The organism is Enterobacter sp. 6722112, assembly GCF_058661685.1.
In genome coordinates, this window is sequence record NZ_JBZWGR010000007.1 from 257,889 (window position 1) to 281,324 (window position 23,436).

A 23,436-nucleotide genomic window follows, 5' to 3' on the forward strand; every position below is an offset into this window, starting at 1 on the left:
TATGTTGTCAAAACAGGTCCCGCTTGGCATCTATGAAAAGGCACTCCCTGCGGGGGAGTGCTGGCTGGAGCGGTTGCAGCTGGCGAAGCAGCTGGGTTTCGATTTTGTCGAAATGTCTGTGGATGAGACGGACGAGCGTCTTTCTCGCCTGGACTGGCGCCGCGACCAGCGTCTGGCGCTGGTGAGCGCCATTGCCGAAACCGGCGTGCGCGTGCCATCCATGTGCCTGAGCGCTCATCGTCGTTTTCCGCTTGGCAGCGAAGATGATGCTGTACGCGCCGAAGGGCTGGAGATCATGCGTAAAGCCATTCGCTTTGCACAGGATGTCGGCATCCGCGTGATCCAACTGGCGGGTTACGATGTTTACTATCAGGAAGCCAACGATGAAACGCGCCGTCGTTTCCGGGAGGGCCTGAAAGAGAGCGTTGAGATGGCAAGCCGTGCGCAGGTGACGCTGGCGATGGAGATCATGGATTATCCGTTGATGAACTCCATCAGCAAGGCGCTGGGCTATGCGCACTATCTGAACAACCCATGGTTCCAGCTTTATCCGGATATCGGAAACCTGTCGGCATGGGATAACGATGTACAGATGGAGCTTCAGGCGGGCATCGGGCATATCGTGGCGGTGCACGTTAAAGATACCCGTCCTGGCGTGTTTAAAAACGTACCGTTCGGCACCGGGGTGGTGGATTTCGAACGGTGCTTCCAGACGCTCAAACAGACAGGTTATTGCGGGCCTTACCTGATTGAGATGTGGAGCGAAACCGCGGACGACCCGGCGGCAGAAGTGGCGAAAGCCCGGGACTGGGTGCGCGAGCGCATGGCGCGGGCAGGGCTGATGGAGGCGGAACATGCTTAAGCTGAAACAGCAGGTCTTTGAAGCCAATATGGATCTCCCGCGCTATGGACTGGTGACGTTTACCTGGGGCAACGTAAGCGCCATCGATCGCGAGCAGGGGCTAGTGGTGATTAAGCCGAGCGGCGTGGCCTATGACGCCATGAAAGCGGACGATATGGTGGTGGTTGACCTGGAAGGACACGTCGTTGAAGGCAAATGGCGCCCTTCTTCAGATACGGCAACCCACCTGGCGCTGTATCAGCGTTACCCGTCTCTGGGTGGCGTTGTGCATACCCATTCCACGCACGCCACCGCCTGGGCACAGGCCGGGCTGGCGATCCCTGCTTTGGGTACGACGCACGCAGATTACTTCTTCAGCGATATTCCCTGCACGCGAGCGTTAACGCAGGCTGAGGTCGAAGGCGAGTACGAACTTAACACCGGCAGGGTCATTATCGAAACGCTGGGTGAGACGGAACCACTGCATACGCCGGGTATTGTGGTGTACCAGCATGGTCCGTTCTCCTGGGGTAAAGATGCGCATGACGCCGTGCATAACGCGGTGGTGATGGAAGAGGTGGCCAGAATGGCGTGGATTGCGCGCGGCATTAACCCACAGCTTCAGGGCATTGATGATTACCTGATGAACAAGCATTTCATGCGTAAGCACGGCCCGAATGCTTATTACGGGCAGAAGTGAATAAGTGCTCTGGAATACCGAAACAGTTGTAACCGGTGGTATTCCGGAGCCATTCATAAAAAAAGCCCCCGGGCAGGGGGCAAATTATATATGGCTTTGATTTTCGTTGGCTTTCCTGGTGCTAGCGATAAAGCGTTACTGGTAAATATCTGCACTGGCGTGCATATTACCGTTGCTGCCGGGCTCACGTGTCAGCATGACGTGATAGTATTTTGCGCCCTGCGCATCGGTTTCTTCATTAAGCGCCTGATCTGCTTCACTTTCAGTGGCGAAGTTATGATTGATGTAAATAACGCCTAAGCTCTGCACATCATCCATGTTTCTGGCCTGTTGGCTGTCTATTCTGATGGCTGCCATCGCGTTTGCACTGAGCAAAAGTGCAGCCAAAATGGCGATTGCGATTCTTTTCATGATATGCGCTCCACGACTGCGTGCTGTGATACGGGGTAATGTTCTCCTTCTCTGTTCAGTGTCTCTGATTAAAGTGTAATCGCTACCCGGGTTGCGATGGGTGACCATTTCTGATGGTGTTGTTCAAAAAAACAGCGCTTCTGATGAGTGCGATTTTAAATCACCCACTTAGAACAGCTTTACCCTTTGTGCGAATTATTTGTGCAATCAGCTTGAGTTTCCTGGGGGGCGCAAGTATTATGACGCGTCAATTTTTCAGCCGACCTTTAACACGTTCCTTGCCTCCCCGGGCCTCGGCTGACCCAGACAGGAGGCTGAATAATCCGTAAGGAGCAATTCGATGCGTCATTACGAAATCGTTTTTATGGTCCACCCTGACCAGAGCGAACAGGTTCCGGGCATGATCGAGCGTTACTCTGCTGCCATCACTGGTGCAGAAGGCACGATCCACCGTCTGGAAGACTGGGGCCGCCGTCAGCTGGCTTACCCGATCAACAAACTGCACAAAGCACACTACGTTCTGATGAACGTTGAAGCTCCGCAGGAAGTGATCGATGAGCTGGAAACTACCTTCCGCTTCAACGATGCCGTTATCCGCAGCATGGTTATGCGTACCAAACACGCAGTGACCGAAGCATCTCCGATGGTTAAAGCGAAAGACGAGCGCCGTGAGCGTCGCGATGATTTCGCAAACGAAACCGCAGATGATTCTGATGCTGGGGATTCTGAAGAGTAATTTCTGATGACCAACCGTCTGGTGTTGTCCGGCACCGTGTGCAGGACCCCCCTTCGAAAGGTCAGCCCATCAGGAATTCCGCATTGCCAGTTCGTGCTTGAGCATCGTTCTGTGCAAGAGGAAGCCGGGTTTCACCGGCAGGCGTGGTGCCAAATGCCCGTAATTATTAGCGGACACGAAAACCAGGCCATTACTCACAGTTTAACGGTCGGTAGCGCAGTAATCGTTCAGGGGTTCATTTCTTGCCACAAGGCAAAGAACGGCCTGAGCAAAATGGTTCTGCATGCCGAGCAGATTGATTTGATAGATTCTGGAGACTAGCCATATGGCACGTTATTTCCGTCGTCGCAAGTTCTGCCGTTTCACCGCGGAAGGCGTTCAAGAGATCGACTATAAAGATATCGCAACGCTGAAAAACTACATCACCGAAAGCGGTAAGATTGTCCCAAGCCGTATCACCGGTACTCGTGCAAAATATCAGCGTCAGCTGGCTCGCGCTATCAAACGCGCTCGCTACCTGTCTCTGCTGCCGTACACTGATCGTCATCAGTAATCGGGCACGGTCCATTAATACGACTTTAAGAGGATAAGGTAATGCAAGTTATTCTGCTTGATAAAGTAGCAAACCTGGGCAGCCTGGGTGATCAGGTAAACGTTAAAGCGGGTTACGCTCGTAACTTCCTGGTTCCACAGGGTAAAGCTGTTCCAGCTACTAAGAAAAACGTAGAGTTTTTCGAAGCACGTCGTGCTGAACTGGAAGCCAAACTGGCTGACGTTCTGGCGGCTGCTAACGCTCGCGCTGAAGCAATCAACGCACTGGGCACCGTTACTATCGCGTCTAAAGCTGGCGACGAAGGTAAACTGTTCGGTTCCATCGGTACCCGCGATATCGCTGATGCAGTAACTGCGGCAGGCGTTAAAGTGGCTAAGAGCGAAGTTCGTATGCCGAACGGCGTTCTGCGTACCACTGGTGAGCACGAAGTTGACTTCCAGGTTCACAGCGAAGTGTTCGCTAAACTGGTTGTTAACGTAGTAGCTGAGTAATTTTTTACTCTGCTCGCGTCGAAGCGCCGGCCTTGTGCCGGCGTTTTGCTTTTTAGCGTGACCCTGCGTCATCTTTTGCTCTTGTAAGGTCGCTATTCCTGACGCATTCTCTGATAATAAATTGAAACGCAATTTTATTTATGAGATTTGTCATGGATACTGCTCTGCCCACGCCCGTCTTTGCCCGTCGAAATGTGGCCTATGCCTGCGCCACGCTCTGCTGTCTGCTTTGGGGAAGCTCGTACCCGGCCATTAAAAGTGGCTACGAACTCTTTCAAATCGCGACCGATGATATCCCCTCCAAAGTCGTCTTTGCCGGATACCGTTTTCTGTTTGCCGGCGCGTTGCTGCTGCTTTTTGCCCTGGCCCAGCGAAAACCGATTGGCAGGCTCACGCCCACGCAGTTTGGCCAGCTCACGATCCTCGGACTGACCCAGACCTCCCTCCAGTACACCTTCTTTTATATCGGCCTGGCCTACACGACCGGGGTGAACGGCTCCATCATGAATGCCACCGGGACCTTCTTCAGCGTGCTGCTGGCGCACTTTATCTACCACAACGACAAACTCAGCTATAACAAAACGCTGGGATGTGTTCTGGGCTTTGCCGGGGTGATGCTGGTGAACTTCCACAGCGGGTTAAGTGAGTTCCAGTTTGTCTGGAAAGGTGACGGATTTGTGGTGCTGGCCGCCTTTATTCTCTCTGCGGCCACGCTTTACGGGAAACGCATTTCCCAGACCGTTGACCCGACGGTGATGACTGGCTGGCAGCTGGGGATAGGCGGGGCGGCACTGGTTGCGGGAGGCTATGCCACGGGCGGGACGCTGGAGGTGCACAGCATGAAAGCCGTCGCCGTGCTGGGATATCTGACGCTGCTCTCATCCGTGGCGTTCGCCCTGTGGAGCGCGCTGCTGAAAGTAAACCGCGTGAGTATGATTGCCCCGTTCAACTTTGTCATACCTGTAGCAGGGACGGTGCTCTCCGCCATCTTCCTCGGCGAAAACATTCTGGACATCAAATACGCGATTGCGCTGGTGCTGGTCTGCTCGGGGATCTGGTGGGTGAATAAACGGCGTGCCTGAGAACAAAAGTGCCGGGTGGCGGCATCGCCTTACCCGGCCTGGGCCATTAACGTGCTCTGATGAAACTGCCGTCCGGCTGACGGGTAAACAGTACCTGCTGCCCGTTTCCGGTATCGATCGTTAACCCGGTCACCACCCCGCTGGCATTCTGGCGGATCTGCACCATCTGACCATTTTGCAGGTTGCTGAGCGGTTTGCCTGCCCCCTCGACTTGCGCCATGGCATACACATCCGTTGCTGGCAGATTGTGGTCGCGGAACAGCTGGGCAAGAGTTTTCCCAGGCTCTACGCGATACGAACGCCACTGCTGCTCAATGCCGGTGGGCTGTTGCGCCTGTGGCTCTGAAGGGGCGGCGGCCTGCTCCTGATCTTCCTGAACCGGTTCAGGTTCAACCGGCGCAACCTGGCCCGGATCGTTAGACGGTGTGACCAGCTGCGTCTGCATCGGCTGTGAATCAGGCTGCGGCTGGCTTTGCGACTGGATATCCAGCTCAGCATTCCGGCTGACCGGCGCGGTATCAACGTTGTCACTGCCGGAAGGAAGCAGGAAGCCGATGACGATCAGCAACGCGCCGATAATAATGCCTCTGCGGTGCAAAGGCGGCAGCGGGTCCATGATGCGAAAGTTATCCGGCGCATGCCAGATTTTCGCCAGGGTAGGTTTCAGTTCAAATCGCCCGGGCATGGCTCTCCTCCTGCTCCGCGTCTTTTTATCCTGTCCTGAGAAGTGTAGTTTGCTAACTGCCTGATGGGCGTAACAAAGCCAGCTTTCGTGACATATATTAGGGAAAATCCTGACGGCTACTATTGTTTCCGTTTCGTCGCAGTTTGTCACCTTTACTTAAGACAAAGTTTTACCCATAAGCGCATGGCTGATATGCTGCCCGCTACTTTAAATGTGATGGAAGGAAAACCCATGACCACCCCGACTTTTGACACTATCGAAGCGCAGGCAAGCTACGGCATCGGCTTGCAGGTAGGACAGCAGCTGAGCGAATCCGGCCTGGAAGGTCTGTTACCGGAAGCGCTGGTGGCGGGTATCGCTGACGCGCTGGAAGGCAAGCAGCCCGCTGTGCCGGTTGACGTTGTGCACCGTGCGCTGCGTGAAATCCACGAACGTGCTGACGCCGTACGTCGCGCGCGTTTCGAAGAGATGGCGGCAGAAGGCGTGAAATATCTGGAAGAGAACCGTGAGCGTGAAGGCGTGAACAGCACCGAGTCCGGCTTGCAGTTCCGCGTAATCAATCAGGGTGATGGCGCAATCCCGGCGCGCACCGACCACGTTCGCGTACACTACACCGGTAAGCTGATCGACGGTACCGTGTTCGACAGCTCCGTCGCGCGTGGCGAACCGGCTGAGTTCCCGGTCAACGGCGTTATCGCAGGCTGGATCGAAGCCCTGACCCTGATGCCAGTAGGTTCCAAATGGGAACTCACTATCCCGCACAACCTGGCTTACGGCGAGCGTGGCGCTGGCGCGTCCATTCCGCCATTCAGCACCCTGGTGTTTGAAGTCGAGCTGCTGGAAATCCTGTAATCGGTTTTTCTTATTTTCCTCTCTCCGCTCGGGGAGAGGAAAATAGCGATAAAACCCGGAGTTACGACGAAATCAACATTTTGTATTGCAAACGAAACTGTTACGTGTATTTTTGTGAGCTGTTTCGCGCTGTATGAGTGATATGACACTCACTTTCAACATATTATTAACATAATATTCAAATCATAGTATTCATCCCGCCGATTCTTACCTACTATCGATTAGTCCTTACACAGGGGCCGTCATTTATTTGGCGTAAATAAAGGCCAGAAGAGCCTTAACAACACAGACAGGCATAAACAGGAAAATATCACATGGTAGATCAGGTCAAAGTCGCCGCCGCAGAAGAGGCGACGTCTGAACAGTCGCTACGGCGAAATCTCACAAACCGTCACATTCAGCTTATTGCCATTGGTGGAGCCATCGGCACCGGGCTGTTTATGGGCTCGGGCAAAACCATCAGTCTTGCCGGCCCGTCGATCATCTTCGTTTATATGATCATCGGTTTTATGCTCTTTTTCGTGATGCGTGCAATGGGTGAATTGCTGCTGTCGAATCTCGAATACAAATCTTTCAGCGACTTCGCGTCAGACCTGCTCGGCCCGTGGGCGGGCTATTTTACCGGCTGGACCTACTGGTTCTGCTGGGTGGTTACCGGCATGGCGGATGTTGTCGCTATTACGGCCTACGCCCAATTCTGGTTCCCCGGCCTGTCGGACTGGGTGGCTTCGCTGGCGGTGATTGTTCTGCTGCTGAGCCTGAACCTCGCCACCGTTAAAATGTTCGGTGAGATGGAGTTCTGGTTCGCGATGATCAAAATCGTCGCCATCATCGCGCTGATTGTCGTCGGGCTGGTGATGGTGCTGACGCACTTCCAGTCGCCAACCGGCGTACAGGCCTCGTTTGCCCATCTGTGGAATGACGGCGGCTGGTTCCCGAAAGGTATCAGCGGCTTCTTTGCCGGCTTCCAGATTGCGGTGTTTGCGTTTGTCGGGATTGAGCTGGTCGGTACCACGGCGGCGGAAACCAAAGATCCGGAGAAATCCCTGCCGCGTGCGATCAACTCCATTCCGCTGCGTATCATCATGTTCTACGTGTTCGCGCTGATCGTCATTATGTCCGTGACGCCATGGAGCTCGGTGGTGCCAACCAAGAGCCCGTTCGTCGAGCTGTTCGTGCTGGTGGGGCTGCCTGCTGCCGCGAGCCTGATTAACTTCGTGGTGCTGACTTCTGCGGCCTCTTCCGCGAACAGCGGCGTCTTCTCCACCAGCCGTATGCTGTTCGGCCTGGCGCAGGAGGGCGTTGCTCCGAGCGCGTTTGCCAAACTGTCTAAACGCGCGGTACCGGCGAAAGGGCTGACCTTCTCCTGCATCTGTCTGCTGGGTGGTGTGGTGATGCTCTACGTCAACCCGAGCGTAATCGGCGCGTTCACCATGATCACCACGGTGTCGGCGATCCTGTTTATGTTCGTCTGGACCATCATCCTCTGCTCGTACCTGGTGTACCGCAAGCAGCGTCCACACCTGCACGAGAAGTCGATCTACAAGATGCCGCTGGGCAAGCTGATGTGCTGGGTGTGCATGGCGTTCTTTGTCTTCGTGCTGGTGCTGCTGACGCTGGAAGAAGATACCCGACAGGCGCTGATGGTCACGCCGCTGTGGTTTATCGCGCTGGGGCTGGGCTGGCTATTTATCGGTAAGAAACGTATGGCGGGCATGCGTTAAGCATGTTGCCGGGTGGCGCTGACGCTTACCCGGCCTAGGTTCGCGGATGTTGTAGGCCCGGTAAGCGCTAGCGCCACCGGGCTTTTTTATTTACCCGATAATGCACGCGGGAACAGAACGTTATTCTCAAGACTGATGTGTTCCATCAGATCGTCGATCATCTCGTTAATGCCGTTGTACATGGCTTTCCAGGTGGTGCACGCTTCTGGCGGCGGTGTGACGTTGTCGGTGGTGTGTTTGATCACTTCCAGCAGTTCGCCGGCGTCATCATGTTCGCTTTCCATCACGCTGATGGGCCCCATGGCCTGGCTGCCCATGCCCTGTTTGATCATCGGGAAGAGGATCTGCTCCTCTTTCATCATGTGGCTGGAAAGTTCTTCGTGCAGCATGGTCAGATATTTCGCCAGGCCGCGCGGTACGGAAGGTTTATCGGCATGAACGCGTTCAACTTTGGTCGCCTGTAAAATCAGCTCCGGCAGCTGCTCGCGGTGACGGTCGTGGTAACGCACAATGATGTGGTCGATGATTTCAGCCAGCGGCGCGGTGCGCCAGTCTTTGTCGACAGGCTGTTCAGCCAGCTGAGCCAGCTCCGCTTCGATAGCCTCCACATCCAGCTCTTTACGCGACGCTGCGCGCGCCAGCGTTTGCTTACCACCGCAGCAGTAATCCATATCGTATTTACGGAACAGCGCAGAAGCGCGAGGGATGGAGAGCGCCAGCTCGCCTAAGGGTTGGTCGCGGAAGGCCATAGCAGTTACCTCATCATCAGAAATATAAGATGCATTTTAAATGCATCTTTATGTGGATACTATAACCCTTTAGAGGCAAGGGTGAAAATGAGAAGGGGATCACAAAAAAAGCGTGCTTTTAACTTGCTGATTGAATGCAGAAAAGGGCTTTCGAAAGTTTTTAAAGGTGGAGAAACAGTAAACAACCTGCCGAACGTGCCGATAGATACAGGTCAGACAATACCTGTATATAAAAAAGGCAACGCATGTTTAAACGTATAAAAGTCATTACTCTTTTGATTTCGGTGCTGCTTGTGCTCGGCATCATGCAGCTGATCTCCGCTGGCATTTTCATTAACGCACTCAATAACGATAAAGAGAACTTCACCGTTTCTCAGCTTTCCAGCCAGAACGTCGCGGAGTTTACCGACGCCTGGATCAGCCTGAACCAGGCGCGCGTCACTCTCAACCGCGGCATGTTGCGCCTGCAAAGCAGCATGGCGTCGCAGATTAACGGCGGACAGCTGAACGAGCTGGTCAATACCGCGAAAAACCTGCTGGCCGATGCCCAGATCCATTACGATAAATACTACGCGCTGCCGGAAACGCCGGGTATGGACGAGCACCTGGCCGATCGTCTGGAAGAGCAATACCGCGTCTACTCCGCCACGCTGACGCAAATGAACGTTCTGCTGGGGCAGGGCAATCTGGAAGATATGTTCAAACAAAATGCCGAACAGAAGCAGACCGCGATGCAAAAGGTTTATCGCGAGTGGCGTGAGGCGCAGGCCGCGCTGACCGCCAAAGGGATCCGGGACAATGAAAGCGACTACAAACGCATTCTGTGGATCCTTTCTGCGGTGATGCTGCTGGTGATCGCGGTGATTATTTCCAGCTGGATTGCGATGCGCCGCGTGCTGCTGCTGCCGCTGGAAGAGGTGATCAACCATATCCGCGCCATTGCCGCAGGGGATTTAACCCAGCCGATTCAGGCTGAGGGTAAAAATGAAATGGCGATCCTGGCGCGCAACGTTCAGGAGATGCAGACTGCGCTGGCCAACACGGTGGGCGTGGTGCGTGAAGGCGCAGATACCATCTACACCGGCGCGGGTGAAATCTCGGCGGGCAGCAACGATCTCTCCTCTCGTACCGAGCAACAGGCCGCTTCTTTGGAAGAGACGGCAGCCAGCATGGAACAGTTAACCGCCACCGTGAAGCAAAACGCCGATAACGCGCGTCAGGCGTCGCGTCTGGCGCTGGACGCCTCCTCCACCGCGAAGAAGGGCGGTAACGTGGTCGAGGGCGTTGTGCGCACCATGGACGAAATCGCCACCAGTTCCAGCAAAATCGCGCAAATTACTAACGTGATCGACGGCATTGCTTTCCAGACCAATATTCTGGCGCTGAACGCGGCGGTAGAAGCGGCGCGCGCGGGCGAGCAGGGACGTGGCTTCGCGGTTGTCGCGGGCGAGGTGCGTACCCTTGCCCAGCGCAGCGCGCAGGCGGCGAAAGAGATCAAAGCGCTGATCGATGATTCCGGCGAACGCGTCAACGCGGGTTCTCAGCTGGTAAATGAAGCGGGCGCGACGATGGCGGAGATCGTCAATGCGGTTACGCGCGTGACGGACATCATGGGTGAGATTGCGTCGGCCTCCGACGAACAGAGCCGCGGTATCGACCAGGTGGGTCAGGCGGTGGCGGAGATGGATCGCGTCACCCAGCAGAACGCCTCGCTGGTGGAAGAGTCTGCGGCGGCAGCGGCGGCGCTGGAAGATCAGGCTGCACGCCTGAACGACGCGGTGGCGGTGTTTAAGATCACCCGCAACCAGGCGGTGAAAGCCGCGCCGGTAAAGACCTATGCACCTAAAGCGCAGCCCGTCGCGGCGGCGTCTGAAGCGAACTGGGAAACGTTCTGATACTGTGCCGGGTGGCGCTGACGCTTACCCGGCCTACGGTTTGTAGGCCCTGCAAGCGAAGCGCCGCTGGGCGAAAAGCTCACCCCTCCGACGCCGGAACGACCATCGGTTTTTCCGGCTTCGCTCTCACCGCAATCACCACCCCAACGACCAGCAGCGCGATCCCGCAGGCCGTTAGCAGCGGCGGCACGCTCTGACGCATCAGGAAGGTATAGAACAGCCCTGCCAGTGTCTCAAAGACAATCAGCGGCCCCAGTATCACCGTCGGCAGCTTCTGGCTGGCAATGTTCCAGCACAGCGCGCCCACCCACGAACAGAGCACGGCAATGGCGACCATTAACCCGACGAATACCCACGGGCGCGGTCCGAAGGGCAGGGTAAATGCCGGTTGCTGGCTACCCAGCCAGACACACGCGCCCACATAGCCCAGCAACGAGACAGGGAGGGTGACCAGCGCCTGCGCCGTCGCCCACATCATCGGATGTTTATCCGGGTTTTCCCGCAGCCAGCGTGCATTGCGCAGGGCATACCAGGCCCAACAGACAACCGAAATAAACGCCAGAAAGATCCCTGAGCCGTAACGCCATAAGCTGAAGTTTTCAAGGCCGTGGCGAAGCTCGGCAATATTCACGCACACCAGCCCCACGGCGATGCAGACCAGAGCGGGCGCCATTTTTGACCACGCCAGTTTGCCGTCACGCTGGCTGTAAAGCAGGTTCGCGAAAACCGGGATGACCACCGGCAGCGTGCCGATAATCATGGTCGACACCGGCGCACCGGTGCGCTGAATGGCGCTCGCCAGACAGACGTAGTAGATCAGATTACCCATCATGGTCAGCGCCAGCGCGGTGAGCCAGTCCTGGCGGCCCAACTGACGCAGACGCGCGCGCCCCAGCCATGCCAGCGGCACGGCAATCAGCCCCAGCGCCAGGTAACGTCCGGTCGACTGCAATATTGCCGGGTACTCCGGCACAATCAGCGGGCCGACAAAAATCAGCCCCCACATCAAACCCGCAAGCAGGGCATACAACACGCCGCTAATCATTTTTCCATCCATCTTGATTCACTTTGCGATCAGTGTAGGAGGGCAAAACGCGCGCGTATTGTATGAGGTTGCGCATTAGCGCGGCATAACCTGTTTCTGGTAGCGCACGGGCGTGATGCCGTAGCGACGGGTGAAGGCGCGGGTTAAATGCGACTGATCGGTCAGCCCGGTCGCGGCGGCCACCTCGGCGGCAGGCATGCCGTGGGTGAGGAATGCTTTTGCGCGCCACAGCCGGATGGCCATCAGCATCTGGTGGGGCGTAACGTGGAAATGGGCTTTGAACTGGCGCTGAAAATGGTACGGGCTGAGCGAGACAAAGTTAGCCAGCTCGTCCAGGGTCAGCGAGCGCATATAGTTGTCGTGCAGATAGTCGCGAACGCGTTCGAAGCGGTGCGCGGCCTCCTGCACCACCGGCGCATGATGGGCCAGTGGCTGAAAAGTCTGAATCAAATCCAGTAGCAGCCCCTTCTGCGCCAGCGGATCGTTGGTGTGCCACAGGCCGTAAATTAACCGGCCAATCTGCTGCGAGCGCAAAGGGTCGTGGCGCGTGACGTCATTAAACCACCAGTGACGCAGGCCGGTGACCTCTTCCAGCAGGTCGGGTTCGATGTAGACCATCCGGTAGCGCCAGCCGCCTTCGGTGGCGGATTCCCCTGTGTGGATCTCGTCCGGGTTCATGGTCACGACGGATTTTTCCGCGGCAAGATGCTGGGTACCGCGATAGCGGAAGCGTTCGGCACCGGTTTCGATGGTGCCGATACCGAAGGCTTCATGAGTGTGAGGCTCAAAGGCGTAGTCAGAGATATGGGCGTGATAAAGCTCCAGGCCCGGCAGCTGCGCCAGATGGCGAAAGCGCGCGCTGTCTCTCTCATCAGTGAACTGTTCCGGTACGCCTTGCACGGTGAGCCTCCTTGTGGGTCATCGCTTCATTATCAGAGATGACCCGAGGGGATGCCACAAAAAATAACCAATTTTTAACAACTACAGGATGGCTTTGACGCTTTCCGCCAGTGATGTGGTTGGGCGGCCGATCAGTTTGCTCAGGGTACGGCTGTCGTCGAACAGGCCGCCTTTGGACGCGCCGGTGTCGGAGTCCGCCAGCATCTCCGCCAGCCCGGCAGGCAGACCAACGCCTTTCAGCGCAGCGGCGAAATCGGCTTCGCTGAGGTTCTGATACGTTACCGGCTTACCGCTCTGCTTGCTCAGTTCCGCAGCCAGTTCGCTCAGCGTCCAGGCATTATCACCCGCCAGTTCATACACCTTGCCGGCATGACCCTCTTCAGAAATCACTTTCGCTGCCGCCGCCGCGTAATCCGCACGGGTCGCAGAGGCAATTTTGCCTTCGCCTGCGGCACCCATAAATACGCCGTGTTCCAGCGCTGGCGGCGCGCTTGCCAGGTAGTTTTCGGTGTACCAGCCGTTGCGCAGCAGAGCGTAAGGCACGCCGGAGGCCGCCAGGGCATTTTCGGTTTCGACGTGCTCAACGTGCAGACCCAGCGGAGATTTGTCAGCATGCAGCAGGCTGGTATAGGCGATGAATTTCACCCCGGCGGCTTTGGCGGCGTTTATCACGTTCTGGTGCTGTACGGCACGCTGGCCCACTTCGCTGGAGGAGATGAGCAGCAGTTTATCCACGCCGTTCAGCGCGGTGGTAAATGCGGCTTCATCGGTGTAATCCGCCTGACGCACAACGACCCCTTGCTGACGCAACGCTTCGGCTTTCGCCGGGTTACGCACAATAGCCACGATCTGGCTGGCCGGAACGGTTTTCAGCAGTTCTTCAATAACGTGTTGGCCAAGCTGGCCGGTTGCGCCGGTAATCGCGATCATGATGAATCTCCTTCGTGTTTGTCTGGTGTTGTGGCACACTATCACCATAACTAACTTTTAGTAAGTACGTACAAAAAGGTAAGTATGAAAACAACAATACCAACGCTCAGCGAGCAAATGCGCGATGGCAACCTCTTTGCGGAACAGTGCCCGTCACGGGAGGTGCTCAAACACGTAACCAGCCGCTGGGGCGTGCTGATCCTGGTGGCGTTACGTCAGGGGACGCATCGCTTCAGCGATCTGCGCCGCAAGATGGGCGGCGTCAGCGAGAAGATGCTGGCTCAGTCTTTACAGGCGCTGGAACATGACGGGTTTGTCGATCGCGTGTCGTATCCGGTCGTGCCGCCGCATGTGGAGTATAGCCTGACGCCGCTGGGGCGGGAGGTAAGCGAGAAGGTGGCCGCGCTGGCCGACTGGATTGAGGTCAATACGCCGCAGGTGATGGCAAACCGGGAAGAGCGTGCGGCATGAAATGCCAGGTGGCGCTTGCGCTTACCCGGCCTACGGGATCGAGGATTGCGGGTAGGCCGGGTAAGGCGAAGCCGCCACCCGGCACAATCATCGCTACCTGCTCAAATCCACCTGATAAATCGCGAACCCAATATCATCCGTCGCGACCTTTTGCATCGGATACTGCGCCTTATCCTTGATAAACGCGGCTGCTTTATCGGACGGAGATGTCTCAAAGCGAATATCCAGCTTAGTGTCGCTGTGGATCGGCGCAAGTCGCCAGTTGTTATCCACCGCCGGATGAATTTCACCCGTCTTTTTCGACTCCGCGCTGATCCATGCCGCCAGCACCGAACGGTTCTCATCCGGCGAGGCAAAGGCGATGTGGCTGTCACCCGTACCGGCAAACTTGCCGCCATAGGCGCGGTAGTTGTTGGTCACCACCAGGAAAGTGGCATTCGGATCAATCGCTTTGCCGTTGAAGGTCAGGTTTTTGATACGTTCTGCCTGCGGATTAATGGCCTGACATTCGCCGTCATATTTCGCGGGCTGGGTAACGTCAATCTGATATTCCACGCCGTCGATCACGTCGAAGTTGTAGGTGCGGAAACCGTCCCAGTTAATCAGCGACTGCGGTTTGCTGCTGTGCGGATCGATCTGGTTGAACTGCCCGGCAGAGCACTCCAGCCACTCCTTCACCTCTTTCCCGGTAGCTTTCACCACCACGAGGGTGTTGGGATAGAGGTAGAGATCGGCGGCATTACGGAAGGTCAGTTGGCCTTTTTCCACCTCAACGTAGCTGGCCGGATCGTTCTTCCGCCCGCCCACTTTGAATGGCGCCGCGGCAGACAGTACCGGCAGATTTGCCAGATCCGGATCGCCCTGAATATAGTGCTCCGCATAGGCTTTCTGCGCCATGTTGACTACCTGCACGGTCGGGTCATCCTGTACCAGCGCGAGGAAGCTGTACATGTTATCAGCCGATTTACCGATCGGCTTGCTGACAAATTCACGCGTCGCGTCGTGGTCATGCTTCAGGACGTCGACCAGCTTTTTATCTTCCCCTGCCAGAGATTTTTTGGCCGCTGCGTCGTAGATCGGACGCGCTTCCGCTTTCGACTGCGTGACTTTCCAGCTTCCGCTGTCGTTATTCAGCACCAGATCCACCACGCCAAGGTGGTCGCCCCACATGCCCGGCATTACCGATGGCACACCGTTAAGCGTCCCTTTTTCGATGTCCGCGCCTTTGATAGCAACGAAATCTTTGCCCGGGAAGACGGCGTGGGCGTGACCAAACAGGATCGCATCCACGCCCGGCACCTGGCTGAGATAGTACACGGAGTTCTCAGCCATCACCTGATACGGGTCGGCCGAGAGGCCAGAGTGCGCCACGACGACGACCACATCCGCCCCTTTCGCCCGCATCTCCGGCACGTATTTGCGCGCGGTTTCGGTAATGTCGTTGACGGTCACTTTCCCGTCGAGGTTGGCTTTATCCCACGTCATGATCTGCGGCGGCACAAAACCGATATAGCCGATTTTCAGCGTCTGTTTTTTACCGTCCTGGTCGACAACCTCGGTCTCTTTAATCAGATAAGGGGTAAAGAGCGGCTTCTTCGTCTTAACGTCGATGATATTGGCGTTAACGTACGGGAATTTTGCCCCTGCCAGCGCGTCGTGCAGGTATTTCAGGCCGTAGTTAAATTCGTGGTTGCCCAGATTGCCAACCGCATAATCCAGGGTGTTCATCGCTTTATAGACAGGGTGGACCTCGCCTTTTTTCAGCCCCTTCGCCGCCATGTAGTCGCCGAGCGGACTGCCCTGAATTAAGTCCCCGTTATCGACCAGCACGCTGTTTTTCACTTCACCGCGGGCGGCGTTGATCAAACTTGCCGTGCGTACCAGTCCGAATTTTTCCGTAGGGGTATCTTTGTAGTAATCGAAGTCCATCATATTGCTGTGCAGATCGGTGGTTTCCAGAATACGGAGATCCACCGTCGCTGCCTGAACGCTTGCCGCAATCAGCGTTGCCAGGAGCGTTGCGCTAAACTTAATCATCTGAGGAGTCCTTTTTTCGATCCAAGCCACAAAAGAATATGTATGTAGTATTTGTTGCTTACAGAAGTGTGAATGCTGCCAGAAAAAAGGGTGCTGAAACCAGAATTGCTTCACAGATAGCGGAATTGTTCACATTACGATATAACTAAAACAATAAGTTATGCCCACTGCGTTAACGAAGAGGTGGAGAATGTTAGATAAAATTTGTCAGCTCGCACGGGATGCGGGTGATGCCATTATGCAGGTGTACGACGGTGCGAAACCGATGGATGTTGTCAGCAAAGCGGATGACTCCCCGGTGACGGCGGCGGATATCGCGGCGCATGCGGTGATCCTGAAAGGTTTGCAGGCCCTGACGCCGGATATTCCGGTCCTTTCTGAAGAAGCGCCCCAGAGCTGGGATGAACGTCAGCACTGGCAGCGTTACTGGCTTGTCGACCCGCTGGACGGCACGAAAGAGTTTATCAAGCGTAACGGTGAATTCACCGTCAACATCGCCCTGATTGAAAAAGGAAAAGCGGTGCTTGGCGTGGTTTACGCCCCGGTGATGAAGGTGATGTACAGCGCGGCGGAAGGTAAAGCCTGGAAGGAAGAGTGCGGCGTGCGTAAGCAGATCCAGGTGCGTGATGCCCGTCCTCCGCTGGTGGTGATCAGCCGCTCGCACAGTGACAGCGAGCTGGAGGAGTACCTGCAACAGCTGGGGGAACACCAGACGACGTCGATTGGCTCGTCGCTGAAGTTCTGTCTGGTGGCGGAAGGGCAGGCGCAGCTGTACCCCCGTTTCGGGCCGACGAACGTCTGGGATACGGCGGCAGGGCATGCGGTGGCGGCGGCGGCTGGCGCGCATGTGCATGACTGGCAGGGTAAGCCACTGGACTACACCCCGCGCGAGTCATTCCTGAATCCGGGCTTCCGGGTGTCACTTTACTGAGTCAGCAGCTTATGCAGCAGGGCAACCACCTGCTGCACCTCATCCTGCGTCAGCGCGCCGTCCTTAACCCACTGTACGCGACCGTTTTTATCCAGCACGACAATCGCTGAACTCTCCTCTTCCAGCTGCCACGCCTTACGCGTCATGCCATTGCTGTCGACAATAAACTGCGACCAGGGATAGAGCTTCTTATTGCTCTCAAGGCTTGAGCGCACAAACATCCCGGAGCCGGGAATCGCGTCGTCGGTGTTCACGATGGTGGTGGTCTGGTAGCGATCGTGCGGGAGTTTTGCGGCCTTGATCGCTTCCACGAGGGTAGCGTTTTTCTCTTTAGCGGATGTACGCCCGGCAATATGTTGTACAACTCTCACTTTGCCCGCAAGCTGCGCGCTATTCCAGGCTTTATAGCTAAACTTATCATTGTCGAGAATCAATTCTCCCCGGTCAGCAATCCCGACCGGCGGGACACGTTGTCCTTTTTCAATGTTGTGTGCGGAAGCCATCAGCGGCAGCAACAGGCAAGCTGCTGCCAGGAGGTTACGTAGGGTCATGGTGTTTCCTTATTGTTAGCAGGTGATCCGACCACTTGGTCATGCGCTTTTAATCATAAGTGCGATCAATAGGCTTTTCCCGCAATCCCGATGCCAGTTTGCGGGCGAACGCACATATCCATGCAAAAACGACGGCATATACTGCGCTGTATCACGCTTTGCAAAGATTATTCTGAATAATTGTAATCAAACGGTAAATAAACTTATGCACACTGGGTAAGTACGAGGTTCTGGTCTATAGTCATTGGGCATCAAAATTTGCGCTCAGGACAGTCGGGCCGATTGTGGCACCGCAAGAGCGTATGATTCGCAGGAGATACAAGAATGAAAATTTTCCAACGCTACAACCCGCTTCAGGTGGCGAAGTACGTGAAGATCCTGTTCCGTGGACGGTTGTACATCAAGGATGTTGGCGCTTTTGAGTTCGATAAGGGCAAAATCCTTATCCCAAAAGTGAAGGACAAACAGCACTTGTCTGTGATGTCCGAAGTCAACCGTCAGGTTATGCGTCTGCAAACTGAGATGGCTTAACCAACGTGCTATGCAGTAGTAGTTAAAAAGACGGCTCCCGATGGGAGCCGTTGATGTTTGTGGGGCACACAAAGGATTACGCCGACACCTTCTCTCCGGCATCCGGCAGTTTCGGCACCAGCACGGTCGGTTTGCTATCAATACGCGTTACCAGCAGCTGGTCGATGCGGTAGTTATCAATATCCACCACTTCAAACTTGAAGCCGGAGAACTTCACCGAGTCGGTACGTTTCGGGATTTTACGCAGCATAAACATCATAAAGCCGCCGATGGTCTCGTAGTTGCCGGACTGCGGGAACTCGTCAATGTCGAGTACGCGCATGACGTCTTCAATCGGCGTACCGCCATCGATGAGCCATGAATTTTCGTCACGCTGAACAATCTGCTCTTCCAGCCCCTGGCCGACCAGGTCGCCCATCAGGGTCGTCATAACGTCGTTGAGGGTGATAATGCCCACCACCAGCGCGTATTCGTTCATGATCACCGCGAAGTCTTCCCCGGCGGTTTTGAAACTTTCCAGCGCTTCGGAGAGCGTCAGGGTGTCCGGCACTATCAGGGTGTTGCGGATCTGCACGCCGCTGTTCAGCGCCAGGCTCTGGTTTGCCAGCACGCGGTTCAGCAGGTCTTTGGAGTCCACATAGCCGATGATATGGTCGATATCTTCGTTACAGACCAGGAACTTGGAGTGCGGGTGCTGCGCCACTTTGGTCTTCAGGCTCTGCTCGTCTTCATGCAGATCGAACCAGATGATGTTTTCACGGCCGGTCATGGAGGACGGCACGGTACGGGATTCCAGTTCGAAAACGTTCTCAATCAGCTCGTGCTCCTGCTTACGCAGCACGCCTGCCAGCGCCCCGGCTTCCACCACCGCATAAATATCGTCGGAGGTGATGTCGTCTTTACGCACCATCGGCAGCTTGAAGATGCGGAAAATGACGTTCGCCAGGCCGTTAAAGAACCACACCAGCGGACGGAAGACATACAGGCAGAAGCGCATCGGGTTGATGATACGCAAAGCCACAGCTTCTGGCGCAATCATACCGATGCGTTTCGGGGTCAGGTCCGCGAATAAAATGAACAAGCCGGTGACCAGGGAGAAGGAGAGGATGAAGCTCAACTGCTCGGCCAGCTCTACGGACATGTACTTAACAAAGAGGCTATAAAACGCCGGAGAAAACGCTGCATCGCCCACGATACCGCCAAGGATGGCGACCGCGTTCAGGCCAATCTGCACCACGGTAAAGAACATGCCGGGGTTTTCCTGCATTTTCAGAATGCGTGATGCGTTGATGTTGCCCTCGTCGGCAAGCAGCTTCAGTTTGATTTTACGGGAGGCAGCCAGCGAGATCTCCGATATCGAGAAAAATGCACTGACGGCAATAAGACAAAGTATTACTAAAATACTGTTTAACATAGTTTATCCGGCTTCTCGCCAGATCCTCAGAAGGGGAGTTGATACCATTCGTGTGAAGACACATTGAACTCAGCTCGTAGCGTTGAGCCGATTATTTCAGCGGTAGTATAGCGTAAAGACGTGTAAACCTGCCAGAGGTCACGTTTTCGGCAAAAAAAGCCGGGCCGGCATGGGGCCGATCCGGCGAGAGGGGCTATTTCACGGTGGATAAGTTTTCGCCCACAGCCAGGCGTGTGGCATCGCCGCCCCAGACCTGATCGTACTCATAGCCTGTCAGCTGTTTAATGACCATGCGGGTGCTGGCGTCGCAGTCGCGATAGTCGCCACCGAGCTTCCGACGCGCGATCTCCTTGAGCAGCACCTTATGCGTCTCGCGGGTCAGCTTAAATTTGTAGGTCGCGAAGAAGCTCACTGCCAGCAGCGCGGCGGTGGCAAAAATCATCAGGCCAATTATTGCTCCCAGCGCGCTTTCAGGCTGTGCGCCACTGCCTTTCACAAAACCGGACTCCTGCAACACCAGGCCGATAATCATAATCGCAATGGCGACGGTGCTTTTGCGGGTCAACACCATTACGCCAGCGAAAATGCCTTCCCGGCGTTGCTGCGTGACGATCTCGTCGATATCCGGAATAAAGCTATAAATATTCCACGGAATGTAATAGAGGCCGGAACGGGCTGCACCCAGCAGGATGAAGACGGCGGAGAACAGCAGCGTTGGCACCTCTGTTTTGGTGAGATAAACCGTAAACAGGAATGCCAGCACCAGGAAAATGCAGCTATACGAAAGGCGCAGTGCGGCGGAAGGGGTCATGTTCAGCCTGTTGAGTAACAGCATAAATCCGTACGTGCCCGGCACGGAGGCAAACGCCGCAATACTTAGCCAGCCGGACACTGCTGCCGCATCCTGACTCAGGCAATACACCACGTAATAGGTAAAGACTGAACCAAATACGTCCATCGCGGTGAAGGAGAAAATATAAATAAGAATATGCAGGCGGAAAGCGCGAATACGAAAAGAAGAGAAGAGATCCAGCACCAGATATTTGAGGTGATTAATTACTCCGCTGCTGCGCTGGGTATCAACTTTGAAGTCATACTCCTGATGCACATCTTTTGCTTCCCAGGTGCTGTACCAGGTAATAAATACCGCGATGCAAAAGACGCAGGAAAATATCAGTCCGGTTAGCGTGTAGGTAAAGGAATTATCTTTGCCGGTAAATTGCATAATCACGCCCGGAACCGACACCGCAAGAAAACCGCCCAATTGCGAGCAGATCATCCGTACGCCCGACAGGCGGCTGCGCTCTTCATAGCGGTTGGTCATCTCCGCGGCGAGGGTTTCCCACGGCACCAGCACCATCGCTGAAAGCAGTTCGATGGAAAGATAGGTGCCCAGGTAATACCAGTAACCCATGTCCGTCAGCCACAGCAGAGCATAGAGGAACATTAAGGGAGAGCTGAGTAATAAGAAGAAACGACGACGGCCAAATTTACGCCCAAGCCAGGTGTCGCCGAAATTGTCGGTGATGTAACCCATTATCGGGCTTAATACCGCGTCAATGACGCGGGCAATAGCAAATATAGAGCCGGCTTCCACGACGGATAATCCGCAATAGGTGGTGTAAAAAAATAACAGCCAGGTGCCGATAATGGCGAAAGCGCCTCCGCCAAAGAGGTCGGTTATGCCGTAGCCAAGCGCCACGCCATAACCCACTCTGCGTTCAGTTGGTTTAACCATAATAATATCCAGTGTAGGGTAGATGTAGAGGTTGTATTTTTATTGCACTGCTGGACTACACGTGACGTTCTAATTATTAATATCTATCCATTGTCTTAACTGAGATGACCGATAAAAAGCCTCCACAATCTTGAGTGATTTTCCGGCGGTACAAATATCGGTAAAATCCGTACTCTCCGGGTGATGAATAGCGTGATAAAAACGGCGGATCGCCTGCTGGTGTCCTAATCCCCAGTAACTTTTTGCGGTGCCATCGGGAGAGGCATCGCTTTCCAGGCGAAATCGTTCGCCGGGCGTTATGCGCCAGAGCGTGTTGTCGTTGAGCAGCAGTGAGCCGCGCTCGCAGTGGATCTCCAGACAGAGGGGGGAATCCGTGGTGTGGCAGTTGCTGGCATAAAACAGACCGCGCGCACCGTTGGTAAAGTGAAGCGTGGCCATCGCGCTGTCTTCCCCTTGCGTGACGTCAGCCAGTTCCCCGCTGTCGACTACCCCCTTCAGCCGCGTGACGCCACCCGCAAACCACTGCATCAGATCGAGGGTATGGATCGCCTGGTTGATTAGCAGGCTTCCACCTTCCGTTGCCAGCTGCCCGCGCCACGGGCTTTCCGTGTAATACGCCCCCGAGCGGGACCAGGTCAGCACAGCTTTGATACTTAACATCTTTCCCAGTACGCCTTCCGCCAGCTCCTTGCGAATGCGCAGGCTGGTCGGATTGAGCCGGTTCTGGTAGCAGACGCCGAGCCTGCCGGGCGCCCGCGCGGCGGCAGAGGCAATGTCGGCAAGCTCGCTGCTGTTCATGCCCACCGGTTTTTCGCAAAAGACATGTTTCCCGGCGGTCAGCGCCGCCAGAATCATGTTTTTGTGCTCGAAGTGGGGCGTGCAGATATGCACCACGTCGATGCTGTCATCCAGCAGCATTTCCCGGTAATCCTGATAAAAGCGGCACTGATAGTTCATCGCCAGCTTCAGTCCTTTGACGCTGTCGATATCGACCAGCGCGCGCAGCGCGACATTGGGGATTTGCCTCAGGGCATTCACATGGCAACTGTGAATAGCCCCGGCACCGATAATCGCCGTGTTCAGGATGTTCATGTCGTCCCCTTAGTCAGCTGCGTTTGCGAGCATTTGTGCTTTCACGCACAGTTCGGCAGCTTTGAAAGCATGCGCCTGAGTCATGGCATTTTCGGTGCGGTGCAGGCAGTCGAGGATCAGTTCGCCAAAGTACGGGAACCCAACCTGCCCGGCCACAGGATAGCGGAACTCGCCCTCGTTATTGACGAGGTAGACGACATCCTGCTCGCCCCGGGTGAGATCGACATATTTACGGATCTCGATATACCCGTCGGTACCGAGCAGCGTCAGGCGACCATCGCCCCAGGTGGAGAGCCCGTCAGGAGTGAACCAGTCACAACGGAAATAGCCGCTGGCACCGTTTTCTCCTTTGAGCATGGCGTCGCCAAAATCTTCGAATGCGGGATACTGCGGGTGGTTAACGTTGCGCACCTGGCTGGCGACCACGGTGGCGTCGCGGTTGCCGGTATAAAACAGGAACTGCTCGATCTGGTGGCTGCCGATGTCGCAAAGGATGCCGCCGAAATAGCGACGATCGTAGAACCAGTCCGGGCGGCCAGTCCCTTCCCGGTGCGGCCCCATGCCCAGGGTTTGCACCACGCGACCAATGGCGCCTTGCTGTACCAACTGCCCGGCAAAGACCGCGCTTTCCACGTGCAGACGCTCGCTGTAGTAGACCGCGTATTTTTTCCCGGTTTTCTCCACCATCGCTTTGGCGTCTGCCAGCTGTTCAAGGGTGGTGAGCGGCGCTTTGTCCGTGAAGTAGTCTTTGCCAGCCGTCATCGCCTTCAGCCCCAGCGCACAGCGTTCGGAGGGGATGGCCGCCCCGGCCACCAGGCGCACGTCGCCATCGGCGAGAATAACGTCCAGGGAATCAGCCACCTTCACTTGCGGGTACTGCTGAACAAACGTGTCCACTTTCGCCGGATCGGGATCGTAAACCCACTTCAGCGTGGCACCTGCTTCAATCAGGCCATTACACATTCCGTAGATATGGCCGTGGTCGAGCGCGGCGGCGGCAAATACAAATTCACCCGCCTGCACCACCGGCTGCGGTTTGCCCACCGGCGCGTAGTTCATTCCGTCATTCTTGTTCAT

Annotated in this window: 25 protein-coding genes; 13 read left to right on the plus strand and 12 right to left on the minus strand. The window is 55.6% G+C overall.

The window, feature by feature from the left end; all coding sequences use genetic code 11:
- Window position 1: 1 nt before the first annotated feature.
- Window positions 2-862 carry an L-ribulose-5-phosphate 3-epimerase gene (locus tag AC4OVU_RS02795; RefSeq protein ID WP_015572478.1) on the plus strand — a complete coding sequence of 287 codons (861 nt, stop codon included), beginning with the start codon at window positions 2-4 and terminating at the stop codon, window positions 860-862.
- Window positions 855-1,541, plus strand: coding sequence for an L-ribulose-5-phosphate 4-epimerase (locus tag AC4OVU_RS02800; protein WP_110292699.1), 687 nt, complete (start codon window positions 855-857; stop codon window positions 1,539-1,541). The genes AC4OVU_RS02795 and AC4OVU_RS02800 overlap by 8 nt, the downstream gene beginning before the upstream one ends.
- 135 nt (window positions 1,542-1,676) lie before the next feature.
- Here AC4OVU_RS02800 and yjfY read toward each other — a convergent pair whose 3' ends face one another.
- The gene (yjfY, locus tag AC4OVU_RS02805) at window positions 1,677-1,952 is read right to left on the minus strand and encodes a DUF1471 family protein YjfY (RefSeq protein ID WP_017383944.1); all 276 of its coding nucleotides are present in this window, start codon (window positions 1,950-1,952) and stop codon (window positions 1,677-1,679) included.
- A gap of 340 nt (window positions 1,953-2,292) precedes the next feature.
- Here yjfY and rpsF point away from each other — a divergent pair, with 340 nt between their 5' ends.
- The 5 genes from rpsF (at window position 2,293) to AC4OVU_RS02830 (ending at window position 4,814) form a co-directional block, all read left to right on the plus strand.
- Window positions 2,293-2,688: a 30S ribosomal protein S6 gene (gene rpsF / locus AC4OVU_RS02810; RefSeq protein ID WP_003856034.1), complete on the plus strand. Its 396-nt coding sequence runs from the start codon at window positions 2,293-2,295 to the stop codon at window positions 2,686-2,688.
- Between the two features lie 6 nt (window positions 2,689-2,694).
- On the plus strand, window positions 2,695-3,009 hold the full coding sequence (priB, locus tag AC4OVU_RS02815) for a primosomal replication protein N (RefSeq protein ID WP_003856035.1): 315 nt from the start codon (window positions 2,695-2,697) through the stop codon (window positions 3,007-3,009).
- Between the two features lie 4 nt (window positions 3,010-3,013).
- On the plus strand, window positions 3,014-3,241 hold the full coding sequence (gene rpsR, locus AC4OVU_RS02820) for a 30S ribosomal protein S18 (protein ID WP_000135199.1): 228 nt from the start codon (window positions 3,014-3,016) through the stop codon (window positions 3,239-3,241).
- Window positions 3,242-3,282: 41 nt separating this feature from the next.
- Window positions 3,283-3,732, plus strand: a complete 450-nt coding sequence (gene rplI / locus AC4OVU_RS02825) for a 50S ribosomal protein L9 (RefSeq protein ID WP_006810372.1) — start codon at window positions 3,283-3,285, stop codon at window positions 3,730-3,732.
- 152 nt (window positions 3,733-3,884) lie between these two features.
- Window positions 3,885-4,814 carry a DMT family transporter gene (locus AC4OVU_RS02830; RefSeq protein ID WP_017383942.1) on the plus strand — a complete coding sequence of 310 codons (930 nt, stop codon included), beginning with the start codon at window positions 3,885-3,887 and terminating at the stop codon, window positions 4,812-4,814.
- 46 nt (window positions 4,815-4,860) lie between these two features.
- On the opposite strand, the gene AC4OVU_RS02835 is transcribed toward AC4OVU_RS02830, so the two are convergent.
- Window positions 4,861-5,499, minus strand: a complete 639-nt coding sequence (locus AC4OVU_RS02835; RefSeq protein WP_015572481.1) for an OapA family protein — start codon at window positions 5,497-5,499, stop codon at window positions 4,861-4,863.
- Window positions 5,500-5,730: 231 nt separating this feature from the next.
- On the opposite strand from AC4OVU_RS02835, the gene bamJ reads away from it, so the two are divergent.
- The gene (gene bamJ, locus AC4OVU_RS02840) at window positions 5,731-6,351 is read left to right on the plus strand and encodes a BamJ family beta-barrel-assembly machinery protein (protein ID WP_008502892.1); all 621 of its coding nucleotides are present in this window, start codon (window positions 5,731-5,733) and stop codon (window positions 6,349-6,351) included.
- A 314-nt stretch (window positions 6,352-6,665) separates the two neighbouring features.
- Window positions 6,666-8,075, plus strand: a complete 1,410-nt coding sequence (gene cycA, locus AC4OVU_RS02845) for a D-serine/D-alanine/glycine transporter (protein ID WP_015572483.1) — start codon at window positions 6,666-6,668, stop codon at window positions 8,073-8,075.
- A gap of 86 nt (window positions 8,076-8,161) precedes the next feature.
- On the opposite strand, the gene ytfE is transcribed toward cycA, so the two are convergent.
- Complete coding sequence (gene ytfE, locus AC4OVU_RS02850) at window positions 8,162-8,824, minus strand: iron-sulfur cluster repair protein YtfE (protein ID WP_017383941.1); 663 nt, start codon at window positions 8,822-8,824, stop codon at window positions 8,162-8,164.
- 245 nt (window positions 8,825-9,069) lie between these two features.
- Between ytfE and AC4OVU_RS02855 the strand changes: the two genes are divergently transcribed.
- Complete coding sequence (locus tag AC4OVU_RS02855) at window positions 9,070-10,719, plus strand: methyl-accepting chemotaxis protein (RefSeq protein ID WP_015572485.1); 1,650 nt, start codon at window positions 9,070-9,072, stop codon at window positions 10,717-10,719.
- Window positions 10,720-10,798: 79 nt separating this feature from the next.
- Here the strand turns inward: AC4OVU_RS02855 and AC4OVU_RS02860 are convergent, their stop codons facing one another.
- The 3 genes from AC4OVU_RS02860 to AC4OVU_RS02870 all read right to left on the minus strand — a co-directional run bounded on the left by AC4OVU_RS02860 (window position 10,799) and on the right by AC4OVU_RS02870 (window position 13,594).
- Window positions 10,799-11,764 (minus strand): DMT family transporter, encoded by a 966-nt coding sequence (locus AC4OVU_RS02860; protein ID WP_063138558.1) that lies wholly within the window; start codon window positions 11,762-11,764, stop codon window positions 10,799-10,801.
- Window positions 11,765-11,839: 75 nt separating this feature from the next.
- Window positions 11,840-12,664, minus strand: coding sequence for an AraC family transcriptional regulator (locus tag AC4OVU_RS02865; protein WP_110292701.1), 825 nt, complete (start codon window positions 12,662-12,664; stop codon window positions 11,840-11,842).
- Window positions 12,665-12,745: 81 nt separating this feature from the next.
- Window positions 12,746-13,594: an SDR family oxidoreductase gene (locus AC4OVU_RS02870; protein ID WP_017383937.1), complete on the minus strand. Its 849-nt coding sequence runs from the start codon at window positions 13,592-13,594 to the stop codon at window positions 12,746-12,748.
- An 84-nt stretch (window positions 13,595-13,678) separates the two neighbouring features.
- On the opposite strand from AC4OVU_RS02870, the gene AC4OVU_RS02875 reads away from it, so the two are divergent.
- Window positions 13,679-14,065, plus strand: coding sequence for a winged helix-turn-helix transcriptional regulator (locus tag AC4OVU_RS02875; RefSeq protein ID WP_032671494.1), 387 nt, complete (start codon window positions 13,679-13,681; stop codon window positions 14,063-14,065).
- 93 nt (window positions 14,066-14,158) lie between these two features.
- Here AC4OVU_RS02875 and AC4OVU_RS02880 read toward each other — a convergent pair whose 3' ends face one another.
- Window positions 14,159-16,102 carry a bifunctional 2',3'-cyclic-nucleotide 2'-phosphodiesterase/3'-nucleotidase gene (locus AC4OVU_RS02880; protein ID WP_045330347.1) on the minus strand — a complete coding sequence of 648 codons (1,944 nt, stop codon included), beginning with the start codon at window positions 16,100-16,102 and terminating at the stop codon, window positions 14,159-14,161.
- Window positions 16,103-16,292: 190 nt separating this feature from the next.
- Between AC4OVU_RS02880 and cysQ the strand changes: the two genes are divergently transcribed.
- Entirely contained in the window at window positions 16,293-17,033 is a 741-nt protein-coding gene (gene cysQ / locus AC4OVU_RS02885) for a 3'(2'),5'-bisphosphate nucleotidase CysQ (RefSeq protein ID WP_015572488.1), read from the plus strand.
- Here cysQ and AC4OVU_RS02890 read toward each other — a convergent pair.
- Complete coding sequence (locus AC4OVU_RS02890) at window positions 17,027-17,584, minus strand: YtfJ family protein (RefSeq protein ID WP_015572489.1); 558 nt, start codon at window positions 17,582-17,584, stop codon at window positions 17,027-17,029. The two genes, cysQ and AC4OVU_RS02890, sit on opposite strands and share 7 nt — an antisense overlap.
- Before the next feature lie 324 nt (window positions 17,585-17,908).
- Here AC4OVU_RS02890 and AC4OVU_RS02895 point away from each other — a divergent pair, with 324 nt between their 5' ends.
- A complete protein-coding gene (locus tag AC4OVU_RS02895; protein ID WP_003856054.1) occupies window positions 17,909-18,115 on the plus strand; it encodes a DUF1107 domain-containing protein in 207 nt (68 codons plus the stop codon).
- A gap of 76 nt (window positions 18,116-18,191) precedes the next feature.
- On the opposite strand, the gene paeA is transcribed toward AC4OVU_RS02895, so the two are convergent.
- The 4 genes from paeA to AC4OVU_RS02915 form a co-directional block, all read right to left on the minus strand.
- Complete coding sequence (gene paeA / locus AC4OVU_RS02900) at window positions 18,192-19,529, minus strand: polyamine export protein PaeA (protein ID WP_110292702.1); 1,338 nt, start codon at window positions 19,527-19,529, stop codon at window positions 18,192-18,194.
- 193 nt (window positions 19,530-19,722) lie between these two features.
- On the minus strand, window positions 19,723-21,267 hold the full coding sequence (locus AC4OVU_RS02905; RefSeq protein WP_017694657.1) for an MFS transporter: 1,545 nt from the start codon (window positions 21,265-21,267) through the stop codon (window positions 19,723-19,725).
- Between the two features lie 69 nt (window positions 21,268-21,336).
- Window positions 21,337-22,359, minus strand: a complete 1,023-nt coding sequence (locus AC4OVU_RS02910; RefSeq protein WP_096204538.1) for a Gfo/Idh/MocA family protein — start codon at window positions 22,357-22,359, stop codon at window positions 21,337-21,339.
- Between the two features lie 9 nt (window positions 22,360-22,368).
- On the minus strand, window positions 22,369-23,436 hold the full coding sequence (locus AC4OVU_RS02915) for a Gfo/Idh/MocA family protein (protein ID WP_017383930.1): 1,068 nt from the start codon (window positions 23,434-23,436) through the stop codon (window positions 22,369-22,371).

What these genes read in the sequence shown, in the direction of transcription:
- AC4OVU_RS02835 (WP_015572481.1), bottom strand. Translation starts at nt 5,499, where the DNA reads ATGCCCGGGCGATTTGAACTGAAACCTACCCTGGCGAAAATCTGGCAT.
- rplI (WP_006810372.1), top strand. Translation starts at nt 3,283, where the DNA reads ATGCAAGTTATTCTGCTTGATAAAGTAGCAAACCTGGGCAGCCTGGGT.
- paeA (WP_110292702.1), bottom strand. Translation starts at nt 19,529, where the DNA reads ATGTTAAACAGTATTTTAGTAATACTTTGTCTTATTGCCGTCAGTGCA.
- rpsR (WP_000135199.1), top strand. Translation starts at nt 3,014, where the DNA reads ATGGCACGTTATTTCCGTCGTCGCAAGTTCTGCCGTTTCACCGCGGAA.
- cysQ (WP_015572488.1), top strand. Translation starts at nt 16,293, where the DNA reads ATGTTAGATAAAATTTGTCAGCTCGCACGGGATGCGGGTGATGCCATT.
- AC4OVU_RS02855 (WP_015572485.1), top strand. Translation starts at nt 9,070, where the DNA reads ATGTTTAAACGTATAAAAGTCATTACTCTTTTGATTTCGGTGCTGCTT.
- AC4OVU_RS02830 (WP_017383942.1), top strand. Translation starts at nt 3,885, where the DNA reads ATGGATACTGCTCTGCCCACGCCCGTCTTTGCCCGTCGAAATGTGGCC.
- bamJ (WP_008502892.1), top strand. Translation starts at nt 5,731, where the DNA reads ATGACCACCCCGACTTTTGACACTATCGAAGCGCAGGCAAGCTACGGC.
- AC4OVU_RS02910 (WP_096204538.1), bottom strand. Translation starts at nt 22,359, where the DNA reads ATGAACATCCTGAACACGGCGATTATCGGTGCCGGGGCTATTCACAGT.
- AC4OVU_RS02905 (WP_017694657.1), bottom strand. Translation starts at nt 21,267, where the DNA reads ATGGTTAAACCAACTGAACGCAGAGTGGGTTATGGCGTGGCGCTTGGC.
- AC4OVU_RS02895 (WP_003856054.1), top strand. Translation starts at nt 17,909, where the DNA reads ATGAAAATTTTCCAACGCTACAACCCGCTTCAGGTGGCGAAGTACGTG.
- AC4OVU_RS02890 (WP_015572489.1), bottom strand. Translation starts at nt 17,584, where the DNA reads ATGACCCTACGTAACCTCCTGGCAGCAGCTTGCCTGTTGCTGCCGCTG.
- AC4OVU_RS02870 (WP_017383937.1), bottom strand. Translation starts at nt 13,594, where the DNA reads ATGATCGCGATTACCGGCGCAACCGGCCAGCTTGGCCAACACGTTATT.
- cycA (WP_015572483.1), top strand. Translation starts at nt 6,666, where the DNA reads ATGGTAGATCAGGTCAAAGTCGCCGCCGCAGAAGAGGCGACGTCTGAA.
- AC4OVU_RS02860 (WP_063138558.1), bottom strand. Translation starts at nt 11,764, where the DNA reads ATGATTAGCGGCGTGTTGTATGCCCTGCTTGCGGGTTTGATGTGGGGG.
- AC4OVU_RS02795 (WP_015572478.1), top strand. Translation starts at nt 2, where the DNA reads ATGTTGTCAAAACAGGTCCCGCTTGGCATCTATGAAAAGGCACTCCCT.
- ytfE (WP_017383941.1), bottom strand. Translation starts at nt 8,824, where the DNA reads ATGGCCTTCCGCGACCAACCCTTAGGCGAGCTGGCGCTCTCCATCCCT.
- AC4OVU_RS02915 (WP_017383930.1), bottom strand. Translation starts at nt 23,436, where the DNA reads ATGAACAAGAATGACGGAATGAACTACGCGCCGGTGGGCAAACCGCAG.
- priB (WP_003856035.1), top strand. Translation starts at nt 2,695, where the DNA reads ATGACCAACCGTCTGGTGTTGTCCGGCACCGTGTGCAGGACCCCCCTT.
- AC4OVU_RS02875 (WP_032671494.1), top strand. Translation starts at nt 13,679, where the DNA reads ATGAAAACAACAATACCAACGCTCAGCGAGCAAATGCGCGATGGCAAC.
- yjfY (WP_017383944.1), bottom strand. Translation starts at nt 1,952, where the DNA reads ATGAAAAGAATCGCAATCGCCATTTTGGCTGCACTTTTGCTCAGTGCA.
- AC4OVU_RS02800 (WP_110292699.1), top strand. Translation starts at nt 855, where the DNA reads ATGCTTAAGCTGAAACAGCAGGTCTTTGAAGCCAATATGGATCTCCCG.
- AC4OVU_RS02880 (WP_045330347.1), bottom strand. Translation starts at nt 16,102, where the DNA reads ATGATTAAGTTTAGCGCAACGCTCCTGGCAACGCTGATTGCGGCAAGC.
- rpsF (WP_003856034.1), top strand. Translation starts at nt 2,293, where the DNA reads ATGCGTCATTACGAAATCGTTTTTATGGTCCACCCTGACCAGAGCGAA.